Here is a 20,962-nt window from a genome sequence, read left to right on the forward strand (position 1 = left end):
AATTTGAAAATTTGAAAACTGATGCCAGGCAGCTCATTTTCAAATTTCCAAATTCTCACATTTTCAAATTGAAAAAGAAATGGATTTCAACATAAAAACAATGGCGGAATATGCTGCCGAAGGAAAATCCCCGGAAGTTTTATTTTGGGTTGGATGTGCGGGAAGTTTTGATGACCGTGCTAAAAAAATTACAAAAGCATTTTGCAAGATATTAAATAAGATAGGCGTTGAATTTGCAGTTCTTGGGCAGGAAGAAAGCTGTACAGGAGATCCTGCAAAAAGAGCCGGAAACGAATTCATTTTCCAGATGATGGCCCTTACCAATATTGAGGTCCTTAATGCTTATGAAGTGAAGAAGATCGTGACAGCATGCCCGCATTGCTTCAATACTCTGAAAAATGAATATCCAAGCCTGGGAGGGCACTTTGAAGTGGTACACCACACCCAGTTCCTGAAGACATTGATGGAAGAAGGAAGACTGAAGATTGAAGGGGGAGCATTCAAAGGAAAGAAAATTACTTTCCATGATCCATGTTACCTGGGACGTGCCAATGATGAATACGAAGCGCCAAGAATCTTACTTGAAAAACTGGATGCGGAGCTTGTGGAAATGAAGCGTTGCAGAACCAATGGCCTTTGCTGTGGCGCAGGAGGTGCACAGATGTTTAAAGAACCTGAAAAAGGGAATAAAGACATCAATATTGAAAGAACCGAAGAAGCTTTATCTTTTGAACCTAAGGTAATCGCAACCGGATGCCCGTTCTGTAATACAATGATGACGGATGGAGTAAAACACTTTAACAAAAATACTGAAGTTGCCGTAAAAGATATTGTTGAACTTCTTGCTGAAGCAGAAGATTTATAATTATAATCTTATACTGGTTTATGAAAGTAAAATGGGGGATCTCCTTTTTGTTTATACTATCGATACTTGCATTCCTGACATTATGGAACTATAACAACAGGGTATACGATTGGGACATGCCGGGATATCTGGGATGCATGTATACTTCTGAGTTCCCCGATTCACCGGATAAGGTGCGTATCATTACCTATGAAGAAATAAAAAAGGAGGCTCCTGCAGAGCATTATGCAGATGTTATCGGCACAAAGCCATGGGATATACCAAGGCAGTATTTTACAAAAAATACCCAGTCCTTTACAGAACAATTACCCTATTTTCAGATAAAAGTAGGATATATTCTGGTAATTACCCTTTTCTATAAGCTTGGATTTACACCGCCAATGGCAGTTCTGTTCACAAGCCTTATTTCTTACTTTATTTCAGGGCTATTATTTTTTTATATTCTGAAGCTCCTGTTTCCGGAAAAATACTGGCTTGCGGTTATATTGACGGTTGCAGCCATGCTCTTACCTCCAATGACCTATATGTCCAGGGTTTCAACACCTGATATGTTCATTTTTCAGTTTATCCTGATCTTTATTATTGGCTTAATTAAAAAATGGAGTAAGCTGACGATGTTTGTGCTTCTTTTTATGATCACGTTCATACGTCCTGATTATATTACATTCACGCTCACCTATATCATAGCTGTTTTCTTTTTCTACTACTTTAAAGAAAAGAAAATCGATATTTCCCTTATCGGGCAGGGAGCGATCCTTTTAATAATGTATCTGGCAATCATTAAATATTATCATTATCCGGGTTGGAAAGATGTTTTTTATGATACCTTTATTGACAGGAGGCCAATCATATCCACACATCCTGTTGAACTTAGCTTGATGGACTATCTGCAGATTATTTACATTAAGATCATTTACTTTAAAAAGGTAACCTTATCCGTTTCCATCATGATCGCTGTTATTTTCTGGCGGTCAAAAGATGTATGGGTGAGAATGATCTCCGTGCTTTTTCTGGTGAATGTCTATATCAAATTCTTTTTCTTTCCGCAGTCGGCAGCATTAAGATTTTTTTTCCCGTTTATTTTTCCGCTTTTCATTATGATGCTTTATGTTCTGAGCAAAAAATACAATGATCTTAAACTCGAGAAAATTGCGTAATTTTATCCTTTGAATTGAGAGGATATGAAATTGCCATTTACGAAACCTTCCGGAAACAGAATGGAAAGAAAATAGTGATTACATAGGCTCTTGGAAAAAATATTTACATTATGAAAATCGAAGAATCTAATATTGTAGAAACCAACGACTACAGAGTCATTATATATCCGGCTTCAAGGCCTTTTGAAACGAAGGAAGCAAAAGCGATTACTGAGAAACTGTTTGATTTCCTGGCTACATGGGCAGCCCATGGCAAGCCGCTTTCTTCTTCTTTTAAAATTGAGAAGAACCAGTTTATTGTGGTTTGTGTAGATGAAGAAAAAGAAATGGCTTCCGGATGCAGTATTGACGCTTTGGGAAAAGTGATGAGAGAAATTGATGAAGAGTATCAGTTGGGGCTTTTCGACAGGATGAAAGCGAGCTTTGTTGAAAATGATGAAGTAAAAACCTTAAAACTGATGGATTTTAAAGCAAAATTGAGAAATGGAGAGCTCTCAGACGATATCCAGGTTTTTGATTTCTCTAAAAATACCTATCTTGACTTTTTGAGTCATTTTCTTCTCCCTTTAGAGAAGAGCTGGGCAGCTTCTATAAAATAAACATTATTAAGCTGATAAGGCTTATAGATCATAAAGTGGAAACGTGTTTTCCACTTTTTTCTTTTAATGTATCTTTGCATAGATTCGAGTGAGAAACTAATGCCTAAAGTACTTTTTTTAACGACTTCCCACAGCTATAATGATGACCGGATTTTTTATCATCAGGCGAAGGCTCTTAGAGATAAGGGGCATGATGTGAAAATATGCAGTTTATACGCGGATTATAAAGGCATTATCGATGGCATTGACATCGAGTCTTATGCGATTCTGGAAGAAAGCATAGAGAAGAAAACAGAAACTTTCCGGAAGGTTTGCGATGCTTTTCAGCCTGAATGTATTATCTGCTCAGAACCTTTGGCAGTCGTGGCAGCGAAGACTTTTGTGAAGGAAAAAAAGATCAGCTGTATCTATGATGTTACAGAATGGTATCCCTCGATGTCAATGCTGGATGGATATCGTTTTCCTGTTAAGATCCTTAAGGCGATCAGGTTTTTTCTTATTCAGCTGTATGCCGGATTTTTAAGCACGCACTTTATTTTTGGGGAAACAACCAAAAAATTTCCTTTGGCTTATTTCTTTTGGTTTAAAAAGCAGATGATCCTTCCTTATTATCCGGATCCTGCTTATATCAAAGAAAGCATCAGGGAACTTGATCCTGATAGTATTACCCTTTGCTATACAGGGCAGATTTCCAGGGACAAGGGGATTGGCAATTTTTTTAAGGCCGTGGATAACATCCGTCAAAAGGCTCCTATGCTGAATGTCAGAATTCTGATTGTAGGATCAACACCGCAGGAAAGTGATGCAGTTTACTTTTCAGAATTGCTTAGAAACTATTCTTTTAACGATATTGAAATTAGAAAACCAACGTCTTTTGAGAAATTTACAGAGGCATTTGCCGATGCCGATCTCTGCTTTGACCTCCGGCAGATCAATTTTGAAAACGATCACTCATTACCTATAAAGCTGTTTTATTTTATGGGAGCCGGAAAACCTGTGGTCTATTCAGATTTGAAAGGAATCCGGAAACATATGGGCACTCTTTCGTTTGGAAACCTGGTGGATCCGCTAAATGCAGAAGCTGTTTCAGAAATCATTATTAACTATGTAGAGACCCCGAAACTGTATCATACTCACGCATTGAAGGCAAGGAAAGAATTTAAAGAAAAATACAACTGGAGAAAAATCAGCGGTTCCTTTGTTGATTTTGTAAAAAGATCTATTGAGACATAATTACCATGCAGCTTACTATTATCAAAACTTTCATTTCACGCTTTCTGATCCTGGTTCTCAGCTTCGGCCTGGTGATCTATTCCACGAATATGTGGGGAAGTGAAGGAAAGGGAACCATTTCCATAGTAATTGCCAATGCCGCTGCGGTAAGTTTTTTCAGCAGTATTTTTTCAGGAAGCAGCACTTCTTATTTCGCTTCAAGATTTAAAATCGAACAGATACTGCTCTATTCCTATCTCTGGTCATTTCTGATAGGCCTCATAGTTCCTTTTTTATTTAGCTTTGCATCGACGCAGAGTGATTATCTTCTATATCTTATCGGAATTTCGGTTTTTTCTTCATTATTAGCGACGAATATAAGCTTGTTCATTGGGACACAGAATATCAGAAGGTTTAATCTTTATACCGTTTTGCAGCAGTTGGTGCATATTATCTTTATCGGATTGCTGGTATATGTGTTTAGTCAAAAAGATGTTTCCGTATATTTTCTTGCTCAGATCGGGTGTCTGGCACTGCTGTTTCTTACCAGTTTCTTTCAGATCATCAAAAAATGTAATATATCTCAGGTTACATTTTCTAAAGAAGTTGCCCGGAATATGTTTGAATATGGATGGAAAACTCAGCTGAGCGCATTTGTCCAGTTCCTGAATTACAGGCTTTCATTTTATTTTTTAGAGCATTTCGAAGGTATTGCAAGTGTGGGGATCTTTTCCATCGGGGTTACGTTTTCAGAAGCAATATGGACGATTACCAGAAGTATTGCAGTGGTTTTATATTCAGATGTGGTCAACAGCAAAAGCAGCGACGAATCTGTGGAGAAAACCAAATCTTCACTTAAGCTTACAGCTATTCTGATGATTGGCTTTGTGCTGGGGATCCTGATCATTCCTTCACAGGTATATGAGATGATCTTCGGAAAAGAATTCAGGGATACGAAGGAAATTATGCTTCTTTTATCTCCGGGAATTTTTGCTATTGCCGTCAGTGATATGGTAGGTCATTATTTTTCAGGTATCCGGGAATTGAAAATTCTGAATATAAAATCAATTGTTGGCCTTGCCGTTACCGTTGTTTTTTCTTTTATTGCCATACCCAGATGGGGAATTTGGGGAGCATGTTTGGTGACCACATCTTCCTATCTGGTTTCAGCTTTTCTGCTATTCCGTAAGTTTTACAGCTCTACAGTATTCAGCCTGAAGGATTTTATGATCTCAAAGGAAGAAATTCAGCTTTTAAAAGCCAGATTTTTTAAAAAATAGTGTTGGGTTGTCTTAAAGCTCAAAAACGTGATAATATGATGTCGAGTAATTATCGGATGTAAAGAATTTATCTTTGTGATGTCGTATTTTGGGTAAGCTTATGCATGGCTCTAAAGCTTTTTCAATGACAGAGCTGAATGTCTTAGGTCACTTATTTTGTATACCGTCTTTTTTTGATCTGTCGGATTTGCGGGATCTGTATAAAAAATTCATTATAAAAAAGTACATCTCTTGTATTAAAAAGAGGTCTGACTGATGTTAAATAAAGTCATTTCCTTATTTTTACAAATCTATTAAGTCTTATTATGTGCGGAATCAGCGGCTATTATTCATTTCATAAAAGTATTTCCTCTAAAAATATTCTGGAGATGAATCAGGCTATCAGGCATCGCGGGCCGGATGATGAAGGGTTCTGGCTTTACGATAACCATAAAGGCATTTCTTTTTCAGGAGATGATTCCACTGAAAAAATTAAAGAGCAATTTCCGGTTTTGGAAGAAAATGAGGCGGATATTGCTTTGGGTTTCCGTAGATTATCAATTATTGATCTTTCTGAAAAAGGACATCAGCCCATGCTTTCTGATAATGGACAGGTCATCATTACCTATAACGGGGAAATCTATAATTTCAGAAAAATAAGACAGGAGCTTGAAAGATCAGGTTATTCTTTTCAAAGTACTTCCGATACTGAAGTTATAGTGAAAGCTTACCAGGAGTGGGGAAACTCAATGTTTGTAAAACTGGATGGGATGTTTGCCATTTGCATTGTTGATCTTTTTCAGCAAAAACTTATTCTGGCAAGAGACAGGGTTGGGATGAAACCTCTTTTTTATCATCAAAACGAACAGGGACTGGTTTGGGCTTCCGAAATAAAAGCAATTCTGAAGCATGAATTTGTAAAGGCTGAAATTAACTGGGACGGCGTGTATACGAATTTTCTTTTTCAGACCACATTGGCGCCCAAAACCTGTTTCAGGAATATTTTTTCTCTTGAACCTGCTTCTCTGATGGTCGTTGATTTAAAGGATCAGAAAATAACAAAAGAAAAGGTCTGGAACTTTCCCCGGAAGTTTACAAGATCTGTTTCTGAAGAAGAAGCGGTAAAAAAAATAGATGATCTGCTGTCTGAAAGCATATCGGAACAGCTGTATGCAGATGTGCCGGTGGCTGTGATGATGAGCGGAGGTATAGATTCTACCTTAATTGCTGCAAAATCAAAACCGTTTAACGAAAATATCAATACTTATACAATATCTTATCCGTTTTCTGAAGAAGAAGTGGAAAAAGCATCATTGGCTGCGGAATACTTTGGAGTCTCACATCAGGTAAAAGAAATAAGTGATGAAGAGGCTCTGGAACAGCTGAAAGAAAATATACAGCATTTTGAAGAGCCTTACAGCAGTTTCGAGGTGCTGATCAATGCAGCAAAATATGCCAATGACCATCAATTTAAAGTAGTTCTGAGCGGAAATGGAGCTGATGAGCTTTTTGCAGGCTATTCCCATACCCTGAAGCTGAAAAGATGGCTTTTTATGAGAAGCTTCAATTTTATACGGCCTTTTATCTTGACAAAAGATCCGTTTTCGCAACGGGTAAAAAACTACTTTTCACAAGATGATATGTTCGATTTTTTCCGTCAGAGCCAGATCAGTATGATGCCTCTTCAGGTTAAAAACGTTTTAAATCCGGAGGTTTACAATACAATCAATACTGATCTTTCCGGGTATCATGCCTCAGAATCAAAGAATTACTCAGGTTATTTTGAATATGATATGAAATATTCCCTGTCATCACATCATGTATTCCGGGATGATCTGAGCGCCATGAAGTACGGGGTGGAATTTCGTTATCCCTATTTAAGCAATAGCCTGATTGATTATGTTTCTGCATTACCTGAAAAGATCAGATTCAACGGAATTCAGAATAAACCTTTATTGCGTAGGACCGCAGAAAAACACCTTCCTTCGGAAGTTTTAAACATGCCTAAACGAGGGTTTTCCTTTCCCGTCCATTATTTCCTTAAAAAGGAGCTAAGAGTCCGGGATTTCATTGATGAAAATTTAGAGCGTCTGAAACAAAGAGATTTTTTCAGAGCTGAAGTGATCGATGAATGGTGGAGCCACCAGGAGCATGATTATGATTGGGTTAAAATCTGGCAGCTGGTCACTTTTGAGCTATGGTATCAGAAATATTTTGAAAAATAAAGAAGCAGCCTAAAGATTAATATTTTACCTTTGTATCATGATGAAATATTTTTGGAGTATACTGATTATTATCTTCGCGCTTATAAGCTGTAAAAGTGATGATGATTCTTTGCAGAGAATTGATCAGATCATGAATATTTATATGAAGAACAGTGCCGGACAGGACCTGCTGAACAGTAAAAAGGCGGGTTCCTATACAGGGTATTCTGTGAATGACCTTCTGGGTGATAAAGATGTTTCTCCGGTCAGCATTCCATTGAAAGTGACAACAGATTCCTTATTTTATCTGGAATATATTGCGGGAGCCAAAAGAAAAAAGCTGGATTCTGTAAGTCCGGAAAATCCGGGTACAGGGAATCTTTATGTTTCCCGAATGCTGCTTACATTATCAAAAAAGGTCAATGATGAAACAGAAACTACGGAAGATGAGCTGGAAATTCATTACCGTAATACCCCTACAGCATTTCAGGTTTCGGAAGTGCTATACAATAAAGAACTGGTATTTTCCAAAGAAGCTGATACTCCCAATTCGATAAATACCGTAACTATCGTAAAATAATTTTAAATTTGTACAATTGTTAGCTTGATTGTAAGCTCAACACCTAATATTTAACATCTAAATAAAATGTTACAAGTCAATTTTTTGCGCGACAACAAAGAACGCGTTTTAGAAGGTCTTAAAAAAAGACAATTCAAGAATCTTGAGTTGGTAGACGAGGCTATCGCTGCTGACGACGAAAGAAAAAGAATCCAGTTTGAACTAGATTCCCAGCTTTCCGAGATCAACAAAATTTCCAAAGAAATCGGGCTTTTGATGAAGGAAGGAAAGAAAGAAGAAGCGGAATCTGCAAAATCTAAAACAGCACAGTACAAAGAGTCGAGCTCAGAATTGAAATCTCAGCTGGAGATAAAGGAAAACGATCTGCTTACCATTCTGTATCAGCTTCCCAATATTCCTAATGAGTTGGTGAAGAGTGGAGCTTCTGCTGATGACAACGAAATTATTTTCCAGTCTCATCCGGTAGAAGGTCTCGGTGAAGGAGCTATCCCTCACTGGGAGCTGGCTAAAAAGTACAACCTGATCGATTTTGAATTGGGGGTAAAAATTGCAGGTGCAGGCTTCCCTGTTTATTTAGGAAAGGGAGCGAGGCTGCAGAGAGCTTTGGTTCAATATTTCTTAGATAAAAATGTTGAAAAAGGATATACGGAAGTGAATCCGCCTCACGTGGTAAATGAAGCGTCAGGATTCGGAACGGGACAATTGCCGGATAAGGAAGGTCAGATGTATTATATCAACGAGGATAAACTATATCTGATCCCTACAGCGGAAGTTCCTGTAACCAATCTTTACCGTGATGTATTGTTTGATGAAAAAGATCTTCCGGTTAAAAATACAGCTTTTTCCCAGTGCTACAGAAGAGAAGCAGGAAGCTATGGCGCTCATGTAAGAGGGCTAAACCGTCTTCACCAGTTTGAAAAGGTAGAGATCGTAAGAATTGAAAAGCCGGAGAACTCTTATGCTGTTCTGGAAGAAATGGTAGAGCATATCAAGGAGATCCTTACAGATCTTGAGCTTCCTTTCAGAGTATTAAGACTTTGTGGTGGTGATACAGGTTTTGCATCTGCTATGACCTATGATTTTGAAGTTTGGAGTGCTGCACAGGAAATGTGGCTGGAAGTAAGCTCTGTTTCCAACTTTGAAACATTCCAGTCCAACAGACTGAAATGCCGCTATAAGGCAGATGGTAAGTCTCAGCTGGTTCACACGTTGAACGGGTCTGCAATGGCTTTACCGAGAATTATGGCTGCATTGCTCGAGAATAATCAAACTGCGGAAGGGATCAAGCTTCCTAAGAAGATTGCGGAATATGCAAGATTTGACGTAATTAACTAAACTGATTGAGTATCAAATATTTTGAGGCTGTTCTAAAAGTTCAGCCTCTTTTTTATGCATGCTATATTGTTTTACTGCAAATGGCATTAATGGTAATAAAAAAAACTGTCTCAAAAATAAGACAGTCTGATTCTATTCTGTTGTGACAACGATCTTTTTATCAGCGTTTTTAAGCCTGGAATCTTTATTATACAGGGCTTTCAGGTCATATCCTATTCTTATGGAGTAGTCATCAATTTGCTTTACCCAGTCATGCTTACCGGTCATCGACTTTATTTTATTCTCAAACTTTAAGGTTGTTCCTATATTTTTGAAGAACATCAGCATCATTCCTTCCATTTTCTCTGATTCTTCTTTCGAGCTTTTAGTCCGGATAGCTGTCTCAAGGGGTTTAAGGTTGAGATTATCCGTATTGATGGTAAGTGTTTTTCCATCCCAGCTATTGTAGATATTCTGGTCCAACGGAAGCTTTTCCACCTTTGTGAAATTTTGCAGAGACTGATGGTCTTCCGGAGTAAGATGTTCCAATTTAAAAGAAAAGCCAGCAGGTTTATTATCCTTCTTTACGGCTTTCATCAAAACCTTTTTCATGATTTTGATCGTATCGGGATTTTCGGTCTTAAGCTTTCCTTCATGTTTTGCCAGTTCGTACATGCTTGTCCAGGTCGTCGGAAGCTTATCCATTTCTCCAAATTCTTTTTCCTTCAAAGAATCCGGCGTCATGGCCATCATTTCTGCCATAAACTCTTTTGTATCGATATCAGTTAAGGAAGTAAGAGCAGCATCTTTGTGATAGGTAATTTCAGAATGTATACTGCAGGATTGCAGTGCTAGAATAATAATGAATGGGATGAATGATCTTTTCATGGTTTTAATTTAGAATTAAAGCTTAAATCAAAGTTATAGAGGTATCATTAGAATAAAAATTTGTAATGATCATCATGTTTCTAATAAAGTACAAAGATAGGTTTTCTAATAAGTAAGAATACAAAAATTACAGTAATGCAGAGATATAGTTTAAAAATTGTTATAGCCTACCTATCTTAATTTTTATTTTAATATGGTATCAAAGTTTCGGATGGCTTATTTCTTGATTTTTTTTAATTGAATATTGCTTTGGGACAGAAGATATTTTATCTAACACACTAAAAAGTGTTTTATTTGTGCCTTATTGATAATTAGTTATTTTTTGTTTTATTTAATGTAAATTAATAAATATCCTTAGAATTTATTAGTTTTTTATCGATTTTATTAAAATAAATTCAATAAATTATTTTTCAATAAAATGTTAAATATTGTTAAATCGCATTGAATTGTTGAATTAATTAATATATTTGAAAAAGAATCAGATAAGTGTTGAATAATGTTTATTCAAATGAGAATAAAATTGCAATTAATGTAATTGTGTTGGTTGTGTTATTGTAATGATTCTATTTGATTAATTGAGTTTTTGATGACTTATTCTAAAAAAAATTATTATGAAAAATTTAAAATCATTAAAAAGTGGAAAAGTCCTTACAATGGGTAGTCTGAAACAAATCCATGGCGGTTTAAAAAAATTACTTCCTGAGGGGGTATGCAGTGGTTCAGGAACTGCTAATGACCCTTACGTACTTGAAAGCGTTGTAATACCTTCTGGTGCATCGGACGGATGTTAGTTTAAAAACTATCAGGGTTGTTTCAGTAATGAGAATCAACCCTTTTTATTATGATTTTAATTTTATCTACTTCATGGGATGATGATACGAATGTTGTTATAGAACATCTAAACAATATAGGTGAGCCGTATATCCGATTAAATGATATAGATCTGTTCAATGGAAAAACACAGATGTATTACGCGGTTCATTCTCATGGTCAGTTAATCATTCAAAATGAATTTTTTGGCAAAATAGATGTTTCAGAGATAACAACTGTATGGTACCGCAAATGGGGAAATTTTGATAAGTATAAAGAAATGTTTGAAGAAGATCTTTCTTTAGACATGCTACAATATTTATATTCAGAATATTCAGGGGTTTTAAATGTAATCCTTTTTGCTTTAAGGAATAAGAAATGGGTTAATCATTATACAGCCGTAATGGGCTTAAGTAAGATCGAAATGCTTGCAAAAGCTGAAACAGCAGGTCTTAAAATTCCTTTTACAGTCATTACTAATCAATTTGAGCAAGATGATCGATTATGGATTACTAAGTCTTTAAACGATGGAAAAGTGATTAATTATAAAAATAAAAACTTTCCTATAATGACATTGGAATATAATAATCCTACGGATTCTTTTTTTCCGGGCTTATTCCAGGAACAGATTATTAAAGAATATGAATTAAGAATCTTCCATCTTAAAGGGAAAAATTATTCGATGGCTATATTTTCTCAAAATGGTTCTACAACATCTGTTGATTTCAGGAATTATAACGAAGAGAAACCCACCCGGTTTATCTGTTACCAGATGCCTAAAGATCTTGATCGTAAAGTTACAAAGCTAATGAAAGCATTGAACCTGCAAACAGGATCAGTAGATATTATAAAAGGAAATGATGGAGAATACTATTTTTTAGAAGTGAATCCTTTTGGGCAGTTTAGGATGACGTCTTACCGTTGTAACTATAACCTACACTATGAAATGGCTTTATTATTAAAGAAAATGAATCATGAAAAAAAATCTTCTTCAAGAAATTAACCCAACAAAGAAAAAATTATTGCCTCCTATCTTTTCGCAAGTGGTAGAAACTGGCGATAAATTTCCTAATCATGGATCCTTACTCAGAAAAATTGACGCTAAAAAATATCAATCAGAAATTTTGTGTTTAAGAACTTTTAAAGATGGAATTAGCCTCCCTAAGTCATAATATTAATAAAAAACTATTTTTGTTTTCATGCTGCATACCGGTTAAAGGCTCAGCAAGAGGGGCTGTTTATGATTTGCAGAGAGATGATATTGAATTGGTTCCTAATTCCTTAATTGATTTTATCAGCTATATTAATAAGAAGCCTGTTCAAAATATTTTAGATGAATGGGGAGATAATGAAATTGCATGGGAGTATTTGGAATTGCTTACTGAAAAAGAATTTGTTTTCTTTTCTTCAGAAGATCATTTTCCCAAACTTTCTAATAAATGCTTTAATGATGATACTTCTAAAATTGAATGTATGACACTGGTAGTGTCTGAGTTCATAGCAAAGAATTCCCAGATGATTACGGAAAGAATAGAATATTTAGGAGTAAAATGTTTGCATCTTCATTTGTCTCTGGAAGCTGATATGGAAAAAATATTAGATTTTATTCATGTTCTTAAGCAAAGTAGTGTTATTAATCTTTCGATATCATTACCTTATCATAAAGATTTTAATCCAAATACCATTAAGGAACAAAGACTGAAAAACCTTTATTTTTATAACTCTCCTTATTCGGAAAGCATAGAAATCTATAAGGTCAATTTATATTTTTTAAAACATAACGAACAGGACTTCCTACTTCCCAAAGCAGATATCAATACGATATCAATAAACCATAGAGCTTTTCTTACGGCTAGAAATGCTAATCTGGGATTGTATAAAACAGTTTTTGTGAATGCAGATGGAATGGTTCAGCTGAATTCTATTGATACGAAAGAGTATGGCTGTATTTTGGATTCTAACATAGAAAATACTTTATTTCTCCTTTCCGAGGTATGGAATATAAAAAGGGATAAAATTACACCATGCAGAAAATGTGAACTGAAATATGCATGTACTGCTAATTATATTCCCGAATATGATGATAAAAAGAACATGTACGTTGTAAATTGTAACTATAATCCCTATACTAATGAATGGTTTTCTTAAAATGGTATTAGTATTATTCCTACTTTCATTTATAAGCTGTAAAAATTACTATTATTTGAATGGTCAGAAAAACGTGGAGACCGACCATCCAGACATGTATAGCAAATTTGTTCTGACCTTTGATGATGGAAAACAAAATATACCATTCTATACTTATGGAGATTATCAGTTTAAAAAAATAGATAAACAGTATATCTTTTTTAAAAATTCTGAAATGCACAAACTATTGCATTACAAGTTTCCTCAAAAGAATGGTGAACAATTTCTGTTTATGTATACTAACCAGCCTACGTTTTCCAACATTTTAGGTTTTTTTTATAAGGACATGAACATTGAAGGCGTTAAAAAGTTGTATGCTACAGTCAAACATAAAGAAGATGAAACTCAAGTTTTTTCCCGATATAATTTCGGTAAATTTCAAGTTTATGACTTCTACAAAACCGTAAAAGGAGGAGTAGTCCGATTTGTATCAGTCAATAATCCTGACTATTCTAAAGATCCTGATTATAAATGGTTTAACAGAGAAATTAATACTATGTTCTTTGATATTAATCATTCTCTATGGAATGGGTATATTGAACCTCTTAATTAATGCACATGAAAAAAAATATTTTGAGCCTTTTTATTGTTTTGATATCCATGCCTTTTTTACAGGGGCAGGCATACAGAGTATATTATCAGATGGCTTATAAAATAGACTCCACAAAGGATGAAACAATTAATAAAAAGATGATTTTGGATGTAAAAGATGATGTTTCTAAGTTTTATTCCTACAATTTGTATCATATTGATTCATTAGGGACTAATGAGATTAGAAAGAAGGCGGCAGATTATGATTTTATGGTTCTCAAGAACAAAAAAGACAATAAAACAGAGAAATATTATGTGATAGGCTTGGATAAGTATTCGTTAAAAGAAGATGGGGCTAAATTCGATTGGAAAATCACCGAAGAAGTAAAAAAAATATATGATGTCAATTGCCAGAAAGCTAGTCTTAATTATAAAGGAAGAAAATGGGAAGCATGGTTTGCAAAAGATGTTCCTTTTCAGGAAGGACCCTATATTTTTAATTCTTTGCCGGGCCTGATTGTAGATATGAGAGATTCCGGAAATAATTACATTTTTACAATGACTGAACTCAAAAAGGATGTTGGAGCAGTGAATATGATACCAGAAACTATTCCTGTTACCAGAAAACAGTTAGCCAAAGCTTATCTGGATTACTATAATGATCCTTATAAAGAACTTAAAGCCGGGAAAGCTGTAATGAAAGTAGTAGATGAATCTGGAAGGCAGATAACTCCCAATTTTAATCAACTTACAGAACTTAAACAGAAAGATATAAAAATGAAGAATAATCCTATTGAACTTACGGATGCTATTAAATACCCTTAATGCTTGTGAATAGCTAAGTTTTTCATTTATCTTCATGACTGCAGCATAAACAGACTTATCAATAATAAGACAATAGTTTTCTTCATGGTTTTTAATACTGATTAATGGCAGTTTATATCCCCGTTGTGATCTTTCGAGATTGTCATTGCTTCTGCTTTCGGAGAAACATAGGGAATTCCCAGCTCCAGTCCTCTTAGAATAAATAATCCACCCAAAATGATCATGATCACCGGAACAGCTTTCAATACTTTTATTCTGAACGCCTGATTCATCAGATTTCCGGCTAAAACGATTGCAAACATGAACGGAAGGGTCCCTAATCCAAATAAAGCCATATATAAAGCGCCCTGCCATATTCCTCCTCCTGCCAGGCTGGCGGTAAGAGCCATGTAAACCATTCCGCATGGTAAGAAGCCATTAAGAATTCCTGTCGTAAATCTGGAACGATAATCTGCTTTCTGAAGCAATCTTCCCAAATTTGACTTTACGGAGTATAAAAATTTAGAAAAAAAAGGAATCTTCGAGGCAAAATCTTTTCCGCCGAACGAAAATACAGCCATGATAATAAGCAAAACCCCAGCTGTGATCGTCAGGTATTTCTGAAAGCCTGCCATTTCAAATCCTTGTCCTATAATTCCCAAAAGCGCACCCAATAAAGAATAGGTGAAGATCCTTCCGAACTGATAGGTAAGGTTCTGAAGATAAAAATTGGCAGCCTGTTTTTTGGTTAATCCCATCGATAAAGCAATAGGTCCACACATTCCGATACAGTGAAAACCGGAAGCAAAACCCAGTGCAATAGCCGATACAACAAGTCCTATTTCCATATTACGTCATAATCCATTCGATAGTCTGTTTTGTCTTTTGTCCAGCTTAGCCTTAAGGTATAGTTACCCATTTTCAACACCTGTGCAGGTATTACAAAACTCTGGCCGGCATCAAGCTCTACAGATTTTTTAATGTCTAAATTCTGGTCGTCGGTTCTGTTTAAAACAAATTTTACCGTAGTATTAGAGTTATTATATTCTTTCGGAAAAGTGATCTTAATTCCATGGGTATCCTGACTGTATACAGGTTTTTCCTGTAATTCGTCGGCCCTTTTCTTTGCATCAATTACATCCTGGTACTGTAGCTCTTCTTCATAGTAATTATCCGTTACCATTTCAGAATTCTTCTGCCCGTTCGGGAAAAGAAACAACATGGATAATATAAAAACTATGAATGCAAATAATGCAATTACAACACCGTGTCCCCAACTAAAGTTCTTCATTTTGTCTAATTAAAATTGTAGTTTGAATGGTCCTTCAAAATAAGTCTGGTAAGAATCTACAAGCTTACCTTTCATATCGTAAACGCCGATTGTAATATTCTGTTTGGAAAGTTTCATTTCGTCTTCCGGGAAGCTGATATTGATCGTTCCTTTAGAAATCTTATCTCTGTCTACCTGGATCTTACTCGAAGCACTATAAGTAATTTCACCATGGTTAGGTTCTATTACCTTTATCGTAACGATCTTTTTCTCGTTTGTTTTATTAAGGAAAGTATAATTATAAGTATTGGTAATCTTCCCGTCCCTTACAAAGAAAGTGCTACCTGCCGGCTTAATGAATTTAGCTTCCATTTCACCACGGCTGTAAAGAAGATATCCTAAGAATCCTACAAGAAGGAACAGAAATATAGAAAATCCTTTCATTCTTCCTGTGAACTTAAATTGAGTTTGCTGCTCAATTTCGTTTTCAGAAGCATATCTGACCAATCCTTTCGGAAGGCCTACTTTTTCCATCACTTCATCGCAGGCATCGATACATGCTGTACAGTTGATACATTCCAGCTGCTGCCCATCCCTGATATCAATTCCGGTAGGACATACTACCACACATTGATGGCAATCAATACAGTCTCCTTTGCCTGCAGCTTTTCTGTCTTCACCTTTTCTCCATTTTGATCTGTTTTCCCCTCTTTTGAAATCATAAAAAACGTTGATCGTATCTTTATCGATCAATACTCCCTGAAGCCTTCCGTAAGGACATACCAATGTACATACCTGCTCTCTGAACCATGCAAATACAAAATAAAATGCAGCGGTAAGAAGAATCATTACTATAAAATTGGTAGGATGTGCAAACGGTCCTTCAGAAACGATTCTGAACACCTCTTCATAACCCACAATATACATGAACATAAAGTGAGTGATGATCAATGAAATAATAATATAAACAGACCATTTTAAACTTCTTTTCCAGATCTTCTCACTATTCCACTCTTGTCTGTCCAGCTTCATTTGCTTATTTCGGTCACCTTCGATCAGATATTCGATTTTACGGAAGATCGATTCCATAAAAATTGTCTGAGGGCATATCCACCCGCAGAAAATTCTTCCGAACGCAATCGTAAAAACAATAATAAAGATCAAAGAGGCGATAGCACCTAAAGTCAGGATAAAAAAGTCCTGGGGATAGAAAGGCTGTCCAAAGATAAAGAACTCCCTGTCTATTACGTTGAACATCAGTAATGGGTTCCCATTAATCTTGATGAAGGGTAATGAAAAATAAATAATTAATAAAAGATAGCTTACAATGTTTCTATAGTTGGTGTACTTTCCCTTTGGTTTTCTCGGAAACACCCATTTTCTCTTACCGGATTGCTCCATTGTCCCTATAGAATCTCTGTAAGTTTCAGGGTCCAGAACCTGTCCCTGTCCGCCTCGTACTTCTATTTCTTCTATGCCTGACATATTGTAATGTGTTTAAAAAAGAAAAAACATAATTCGTTACTATTTTCATCTAATAACAAATTATGTTTTTTTCATATGCTTTCTAATTTTTTTAAATTATTCTTTTTCCCAATGTGCCTCGGTTCCCTGAGGAGCAGCTCCTCCCTGAGCCTGAGTCACGGGTGGCAATTCCTGGTTGATGTGGTATACATATGCTGCAATCTTTTCGATCTCAGCTCCGGATACCTCCCCGTTTTTACCAAATGCTCTCATCGAAGGGTTGGTAGGAGAACCGTTCCAGTCCATATGGAAAATATTTTTAAATAACGTCTTCTCAGGTTGGTTGATCCAGTAATTATCGGTAAGGTTCGGACCAATACCTCCACTACCGTCATCCTTATGACAAGATGCACAGTTTGTCTTGAATAATTCTTTACCTTCTGCGATATTATCAGCTGAATATTTTGCTGTTTCAATCGTTACAGGAGGCTGCTCACTTTCATATTTTGCAATGCTTGCCATTTGCTCCTTGTATTCTTTTTCATATTCGCTCAGCGGGTGGGCGAAGTCTGTGAAAGAATAAGCTGCAATGTATACAATACAAAAAGCAGTCCCAAAATAGAATAAACCAACCCACCACTTCGGTAACTGATTATCCAACTCCATAATCCCATCGAAACCGTGGTCGATAAGGATATCTTTCTCTTCAGTTTCAGATTGCTTTTTGAATGCGGCATCATACATTCTTCTTAAGAAAGGAATTTTCTTCTCAGCTAAATAAGCTGCTTTTTCCTCCGGAGATAATTTTTTGAACTTGTTGTTCTCAATCAAATCCCCAATGGCATTATGAATATAAGCCAGGATACCAGCGATCACAACAGTTCCCCAGAAGTAAGGCGAAGCCAGGAACGCATAACTTTGTACGAACAAATAATAAAAAACGATTAAAAGTCCGATTATTATTAAGATGTTTACGACAACAGGTGTTCTTTGTTTCATAAAAATAGTTTAATTTTTTAAATTAAAATCGTCATCTTCATCATCCCCAAGAGGAGCCTCTTCTTCTTCTTTGTAATATTTTTTAGGCTTGCTAAAAACATAGATTACCAAAGCTACGAAGAACAGCATAAAGAAAATCAGAGCCAGTGTCTGGTAGAAGCCAGCATTTTCCGTATTGGATAATATATCTTTAAAGTTCTGAGGAATCATATGAACCTTTTAATGTTTTTTAGTTATTACTTGCTGTTTTGATTTCAGTTGTCTTGATATCAGTTCCCAATCTCTGAAGATAAGAAATAAGAGCTACGATTTCTTTTTTCTCTAATTCTCCTTTAGGTCTCTTAGCATAAGCCTCTTTCAGGTCATTGGCTTCAGAGAAGATATCTTTTACAATTTTTGCCGATTGGTTGTCAGCCCATTTATCTGCAGAATCGATCTGAGCCTTAGTATAAGGTACATCGAATGTATTCTTCATCAGCTTCATTTTGTCTACCATTTTAGATCGGTCTAAGTTGTTAGCGATCAGCCAAGGGTAACGAGGCATGATGGAACCTGCAGAAGTAGATCTTGGGTTGTACATGTGCTTGTAGTGCCAAGAACTTGGGTTTTTACCCCCTTCTCTATGTAAATCCGGTCCTGTTCTCTTGGAACCCCATAGGAATGGTCTGTCATATACGAATTCTCCTGCTTTGGAGTATTGTCCGTTTTTACCGTTGAATCGTACGATCTCATCTCTGAACGGTCTGATCATCTGAGAGTGACAAGCGTTACATCCTTCACGGATATAGAGATCTCTACCTTCTAGCTCAAGTGGTGAATAAGGCTTCACTGCTGAGATGGTAGGAACACTTTTCTTAAGAGATAGGGTAGGAATGATCTCTACCATACTTCCGATTGAGATTGTAAACAATGATAACACTGTCAGCAACATCGGCATTCTTTCCAGCCAAAGGTGGAATCCTTCTCCTTCTTTACGTTTGTTTCCGATATTTGCTAATGCAGGCGCTTCCGCAGGAACTTCTTTCTGGAATGATCCTTTTCTTACCGTAGCAATTACGTTCACGATCATTAGGATAGCTCCTGAAATATAGAATACACCTCCTAAGAATCTCATTTTAAAATAAGGAATGATCGCAGTTACCGTATCCAGCCAGTTTTTCCATAATAAGGTTCCGTCCGGGTTGAACTGTTTCCACATTAATCCTTGTGTGAATCCTGAAATATACATTGGTACTGCATAGAAAATAATTCCTAATGTACCTAACCAGAAATGCCAGTTAGCTAATTTTACAGACCAGATTTTTGTTCTCCACATGATCGGTACCAAATAATAGATAACCCCGAATGCCATGAAACCATTCCATCCAAGAGCTCCTAAGTGTACGTGACCGATAACCCAGTCTGTGAAGTGACCAATTTTGTTGATGTTTTTAGTTGCCAATAGCGGACCTTCAAACGTTGCCATACCATAACAGGTAACAGCTACTACGAAGAACTTAAGGATAGGATTCTCCCTTACCTTATCCCAGGCTCCTCTTAAAGTAAGAAGACCATTTAACATTCCTCCCCAGGACGGCGCGATAAGCATGATAGAGAAACCTGTTCCTACTGCCTGTGCCCATGCCGGAAGAGCTGTATACTGAAGGTGGTGAGGACCAGCCCAGATATATACGAAGATGAGTGACCAAAAGTGAATAATAGACAGTTTATATGAGAAAACCGGTCTGTCTGCTGCCTTTGGTAAGAAGTAATACATTAAACCCAGAACCGGAGTTGTCAATACGAATGCTACCGCATTGTGACCATACCACCATTGTACGATAGCGTCTTTTGCTCCTGCATATGCAGAATAAGATTTCCAGCCAGTGAAAGATAATGGAACTTCAAGATTGTTGAAGATGTGAAGCATTGCTACGGCCACCCAGGTACCCAAATAGAACCAAATGGCTACATAAAGGTGTCTTACTCTTCTCTTCGAAATAGTTAGGATCATATTAACCCCGAAAACGATCCAAGATATAGCGATTAATATATCGATCGGCCATTCATGCTCAGCATATTCTTTTGAAGTGTTGATCCCCATAAAGAATGTAATGAACGTAGCAACGATCATAAACTGCCAAGTCCAGAAATGAATCCAAGATAATGTATCACTATACATTCTTGTTTTTAATAATCTTTGCGTAGAGTAGTACACTCCGACATAAACTATATTACACACGAACGCAAAGATCACGGTATTGGTGTGCAACATTCTGATTCTACCAAAACCAAATGCCCCATGAGTGTTTATTAGCCCTTGAATATTACCGGAAGATAAACTATTAATGGTTGTATCATCTGTACCGAATAAGAATTCTGGTAATTCAGGGTAGAAAAGCATTAATGCCGCCGTAAGCCCGAACGTAAATCCTATGAAACCAAAGATGATGGTCGCATAGAGGAACGCACGGACAATACTATTGTCATAACTAAACTTTTGTGTTTCCATATCAACTATTCACTATTTTTCTCAATTTTTATTATTTTCTCCTATTTCTTTCTCGTGTTTATTTTTGTCGCCATTTTCATCTTTTTCTCTGATTTTTTCATCATCGAAAAGAATCCTGACAGCTGGAGATTCATCATCCTCAAACTGTCCTTTTCTGGCATACACTATAAATACGACCAGGAAGATCGCAGCTAAAGAAACACTGCAGACGATCATTAAATATAGAATATCCATTGGACAACAAAATTAACCTATTTTCGGGGTTCAAATTTAGTGAAAAATAATGACATTCATCACGAAATGCCGATTTCAGCTAATTTAAAATCAG

General features: G+C 36.3%; 22 protein-coding genes. 14 read left to right on the top strand and 8 right to left on the bottom strand.

Going from position 1 to position 20,962, the window contains the following annotated elements; all coding sequences use genetic code 11:
- The first annotated feature begins 79 nt into the window (after positions 1 to 79).
- The 8 genes from AC4IF5_RS13815 to serS all read left to right on the top strand — a co-directional run bounded on the left by AC4IF5_RS13815 (position 80) and on the right by serS (position 9,211).
- Positions 80 to 865, top strand: coding sequence for a (Fe-S)-binding protein (locus tag AC4IF5_RS13815; RefSeq protein WP_490735439.1), 786 nt, complete (start codon positions 80 to 82; stop codon positions 863 to 865).
- Positions 866 to 885: 20 nt separating this feature from the next.
- Entirely contained in the window at positions 886 to 2,022 is a 1,137-nt protein-coding gene (locus AC4IF5_RS13820; protein ID WP_490735441.1) for a hypothetical protein, read from the top strand.
- Positions 2,023 to 2,132: 110 nt separating this feature from the next.
- Entirely contained in the window at positions 2,133 to 2,621 is a 489-nt protein-coding gene (locus AC4IF5_RS13825) for a hypothetical protein (protein ID WP_490735443.1), read from the top strand.
- Positions 2,622 to 2,720: 99 nt separating this feature from the next.
- The gene (locus AC4IF5_RS13830; protein ID WP_490735445.1) at positions 2,721 to 3,854 is read left to right on the top strand and encodes a glycosyltransferase; all 1,134 of its coding nucleotides are present in this window, start codon (positions 2,721 to 2,723) and stop codon (positions 3,852 to 3,854) included.
- Between the two features lie 5 nt (positions 3,855 to 3,859).
- Entirely contained in the window at positions 3,860 to 5,113 is a 1,254-nt protein-coding gene (locus tag AC4IF5_RS13835; RefSeq protein WP_490735447.1) for an oligosaccharide flippase family protein, read from the top strand.
- A gap of 305 nt (positions 5,114 to 5,418) precedes the next feature.
- Positions 5,419 to 7,317, top strand: a complete 1,899-nt coding sequence (gene asnB, locus AC4IF5_RS13840) for an asparagine synthase (glutamine-hydrolyzing) (protein ID WP_490735449.1) — start codon at positions 5,419 to 5,421, stop codon at positions 7,315 to 7,317.
- A gap of 37 nt (positions 7,318 to 7,354) precedes the next feature.
- Positions 7,355 to 7,876: a hypothetical protein gene (locus AC4IF5_RS13845; protein ID WP_490735451.1), complete on the top strand. Its 522-nt coding sequence runs from the start codon at positions 7,355 to 7,357 to the stop codon at positions 7,874 to 7,876.
- Positions 7,877 to 7,942: 66 nt separating this feature from the next.
- Positions 7,943 to 9,211 carry a serine--tRNA ligase gene (gene serS, locus AC4IF5_RS13850; protein ID WP_490735453.1) on the top strand — a complete coding sequence of 423 codons (1,269 nt, stop codon included), beginning with the start codon at positions 7,943 to 7,945 and terminating at the stop codon, positions 9,209 to 9,211.
- 132 nt (positions 9,212 to 9,343) lie between these two features.
- Here serS and AC4IF5_RS13855 read toward each other — a convergent pair whose 3' ends face one another.
- Positions 9,344 to 10,078, bottom strand: a complete 735-nt coding sequence (locus AC4IF5_RS13855) for a hypothetical protein (protein ID WP_490735455.1) — start codon at positions 10,076 to 10,078, stop codon at positions 9,344 to 9,346.
- Between the two features lie 611 nt (positions 10,079 to 10,689).
- On the opposite strand from AC4IF5_RS13855, the gene AC4IF5_RS13860 reads away from it, so the two are divergent.
- From AC4IF5_RS13860 to AC4IF5_RS13885, 6 genes are read left to right on the top strand one after another with little or no spacing between them, the layout of a single operon-like run.
- Entirely contained in the window at positions 10,690 to 10,869 is a 180-nt protein-coding gene (locus AC4IF5_RS13860) for a hypothetical protein (RefSeq protein ID WP_490735456.1), read from the top strand.
- Between the two features lie 50 nt (positions 10,870 to 10,919).
- Positions 10,920 to 11,891 (top strand): grasp-with-spasm system ATP-grasp peptide maturase, encoded by a 972-nt coding sequence (gene gwsG, locus AC4IF5_RS13865; protein WP_490735458.1) that lies wholly within the window; start codon positions 10,920 to 10,922, stop codon positions 11,889 to 11,891.
- Positions 11,863 to 12,060: a hypothetical protein gene (locus tag AC4IF5_RS13870; RefSeq protein WP_490735460.1), complete on the top strand. Its 198-nt coding sequence runs from the start codon at positions 11,863 to 11,865 to the stop codon at positions 12,058 to 12,060. The genes gwsG and AC4IF5_RS13870 overlap by 29 nt, the downstream gene beginning before the upstream one ends.
- Positions 12,035 to 13,036 (top strand): hypothetical protein, encoded by a 1,002-nt coding sequence (locus tag AC4IF5_RS13875; RefSeq protein ID WP_490735462.1) that lies wholly within the window; start codon positions 12,035 to 12,037, stop codon positions 13,034 to 13,036. The genes AC4IF5_RS13870 and AC4IF5_RS13875 overlap by 26 nt, the downstream gene beginning before the upstream one ends.
- Before the next feature lie 55 nt (positions 13,037 to 13,091).
- Positions 13,092 to 13,628 carry a hypothetical protein gene (locus tag AC4IF5_RS13880; protein ID WP_490735464.1) on the top strand — a complete coding sequence of 179 codons (537 nt, stop codon included), beginning with the start codon at positions 13,092 to 13,094 and terminating at the stop codon, positions 13,626 to 13,628.
- A 5-nt stretch (positions 13,629 to 13,633) separates the two neighbouring features.
- Entirely contained in the window at positions 13,634 to 14,431 is a 798-nt protein-coding gene (locus tag AC4IF5_RS13885; RefSeq protein ID WP_490735465.1) for a GLPGLI family protein, read from the top strand.
- A gap of 101 nt (positions 14,432 to 14,532) precedes the next feature.
- On the opposite strand, the gene AC4IF5_RS13890 is transcribed toward AC4IF5_RS13885, so the two are convergent.
- From AC4IF5_RS13890 to ccoS, 7 genes are all read right to left on the bottom strand, one after another.
- Positions 14,533 to 15,258 (bottom strand): sulfite exporter TauE/SafE family protein, encoded by a 726-nt coding sequence (locus tag AC4IF5_RS13890; RefSeq protein WP_490735467.1) that lies wholly within the window; start codon positions 15,256 to 15,258, stop codon positions 14,533 to 14,535.
- Positions 15,249 to 15,701 (bottom strand): FixH family protein, encoded by a 453-nt coding sequence (locus AC4IF5_RS13895; RefSeq protein WP_490735469.1) that lies wholly within the window; start codon positions 15,699 to 15,701, stop codon positions 15,249 to 15,251. The genes AC4IF5_RS13890 and AC4IF5_RS13895 overlap by 10 nt, the downstream gene beginning before the upstream one ends.
- Before the next feature lie 9 nt (positions 15,702 to 15,710).
- Entirely contained in the window at positions 15,711 to 17,165 is a 1,455-nt protein-coding gene (gene ccoG, locus AC4IF5_RS13900) for a cytochrome c oxidase accessory protein CcoG (protein WP_490735471.1), read from the bottom strand.
- Positions 17,166 to 17,261: 96 nt separating this feature from the next.
- Entirely contained in the window at positions 17,262 to 18,143 is an 882-nt protein-coding gene (locus AC4IF5_RS13905; protein WP_490735473.1) for a cbb3-type cytochrome c oxidase N-terminal domain-containing protein, read from the bottom strand.
- A 9-nt stretch (positions 18,144 to 18,152) separates the two neighbouring features.
- Complete coding sequence (locus AC4IF5_RS13910; RefSeq protein ID WP_490735475.1) at positions 18,153 to 18,353, bottom strand: cbb3-type cytochrome oxidase subunit 3; 201 nt, start codon at positions 18,351 to 18,353, stop codon at positions 18,153 to 18,155.
- A 19-nt stretch (positions 18,354 to 18,372) separates the two neighbouring features.
- A complete protein-coding gene (gene ccoN, locus AC4IF5_RS13915) occupies positions 18,373 to 20,634 on the bottom strand; it encodes a cytochrome-c oxidase, cbb3-type subunit I (protein WP_490735477.1) in 2,262 nt (753 codons plus the stop codon).
- A 21-nt stretch (positions 20,635 to 20,655) separates the two neighbouring features.
- Positions 20,656 to 20,868 (bottom strand): cbb3-type cytochrome oxidase assembly protein CcoS, encoded by a 213-nt coding sequence (gene ccoS, locus AC4IF5_RS13920; protein WP_490735479.1) that lies wholly within the window; start codon positions 20,866 to 20,868, stop codon positions 20,656 to 20,658.
- Positions 20,869 to 20,962: the final 94 nt, after the last annotated feature.

Source organism: Chryseobacterium sp. UF-290 (assembly GCF_058245615.1).

Bases quoted from the DNA above. Each gene is read 5' to 3' on its own strand.
- AC4IF5_RS13815 (WP_490735439.1), top strand. From the start codon at position 80: ATGGATTTCAACATAAAAACAATGGCGGAATATGCTGCCGAAGGAAAA.
- AC4IF5_RS13820 (WP_490735441.1), top strand. From the start codon at position 886: ATGAAAGTAAAATGGGGGATCTCCTTTTTGTTTATACTATCGATACTT.
- AC4IF5_RS13825 (WP_490735443.1), top strand. From the start codon at position 2,133: ATGAAAATCGAAGAATCTAATATTGTAGAAACCAACGACTACAGAGTC.
- AC4IF5_RS13830 (WP_490735445.1), top strand. From the start codon at position 2,721: ATGCCTAAAGTACTTTTTTTAACGACTTCCCACAGCTATAATGATGAC.
- AC4IF5_RS13835 (WP_490735447.1), top strand. From the start codon at position 3,860: ATGCAGCTTACTATTATCAAAACTTTCATTTCACGCTTTCTGATCCTG.
- asnB (WP_490735449.1), top strand. From the start codon at position 5,419: ATGTGCGGAATCAGCGGCTATTATTCATTTCATAAAAGTATTTCCTCT.
- AC4IF5_RS13845 (WP_490735451.1), top strand. From the start codon at position 7,355: ATGATGAAATATTTTTGGAGTATACTGATTATTATCTTCGCGCTTATA.
- serS (WP_490735453.1), top strand. From the start codon at position 7,943: ATGTTACAAGTCAATTTTTTGCGCGACAACAAAGAACGCGTTTTAGAA.
- AC4IF5_RS13855 (WP_490735455.1), bottom strand. From the start codon at position 10,078: ATGAAAAGATCATTCATCCCATTCATTATTATTCTAGCACTGCAATCC.
- AC4IF5_RS13860 (WP_490735456.1), top strand. From the start codon at position 10,690: ATGAAAAATTTAAAATCATTAAAAAGTGGAAAAGTCCTTACAATGGGT.
- gwsG (WP_490735458.1), top strand. From the start codon at position 10,920: ATGATTTTAATTTTATCTACTTCATGGGATGATGATACGAATGTTGTT.
- AC4IF5_RS13870 (WP_490735460.1), top strand. From the start codon at position 11,863: ATGAAAAAAAATCTTCTTCAAGAAATTAACCCAACAAAGAAAAAATTA.
- AC4IF5_RS13875 (WP_490735462.1), top strand. From the start codon at position 12,035: ATGGAATTAGCCTCCCTAAGTCATAATATTAATAAAAAACTATTTTTG.
- AC4IF5_RS13885 (WP_490735465.1), top strand. From the start codon at position 13,634: ATGAAAAAAAATATTTTGAGCCTTTTTATTGTTTTGATATCCATGCCT.
- AC4IF5_RS13890 (WP_490735467.1), bottom strand. From the start codon at position 15,258: ATGGAAATAGGACTTGTTGTATCGGCTATTGCACTGGGTTTTGCTTCC.
- AC4IF5_RS13895 (WP_490735469.1), bottom strand. From the start codon at position 15,701: ATGAAGAACTTTAGTTGGGGACACGGTGTTGTAATTGCATTATTTGCA.
- ccoG (WP_490735471.1), bottom strand. From the start codon at position 17,165: ATGTCAGGCATAGAAGAAATAGAAGTACGAGGCGGACAGGGACAGGTT.
- AC4IF5_RS13905 (WP_490735473.1), bottom strand. From the start codon at position 18,143: ATGAAACAAAGAACACCTGTTGTCGTAAACATCTTAATAATAATCGGA.
- AC4IF5_RS13910 (WP_490735475.1), bottom strand. From the start codon at position 18,353: ATGATTCCTCAGAACTTTAAAGATATATTATCCAATACGGAAAATGCT.
- ccoN (WP_490735477.1), bottom strand. From the start codon at position 20,634: ATGGAAACACAAAAGTTTAGTTATGACAATAGTATTGTCCGTGCGTTC.
- ccoS (WP_490735479.1), bottom strand. From the start codon at position 20,868: ATGGATATTCTATATTTAATGATCGTCTGCAGTGTTTCTTTAGCTGCG.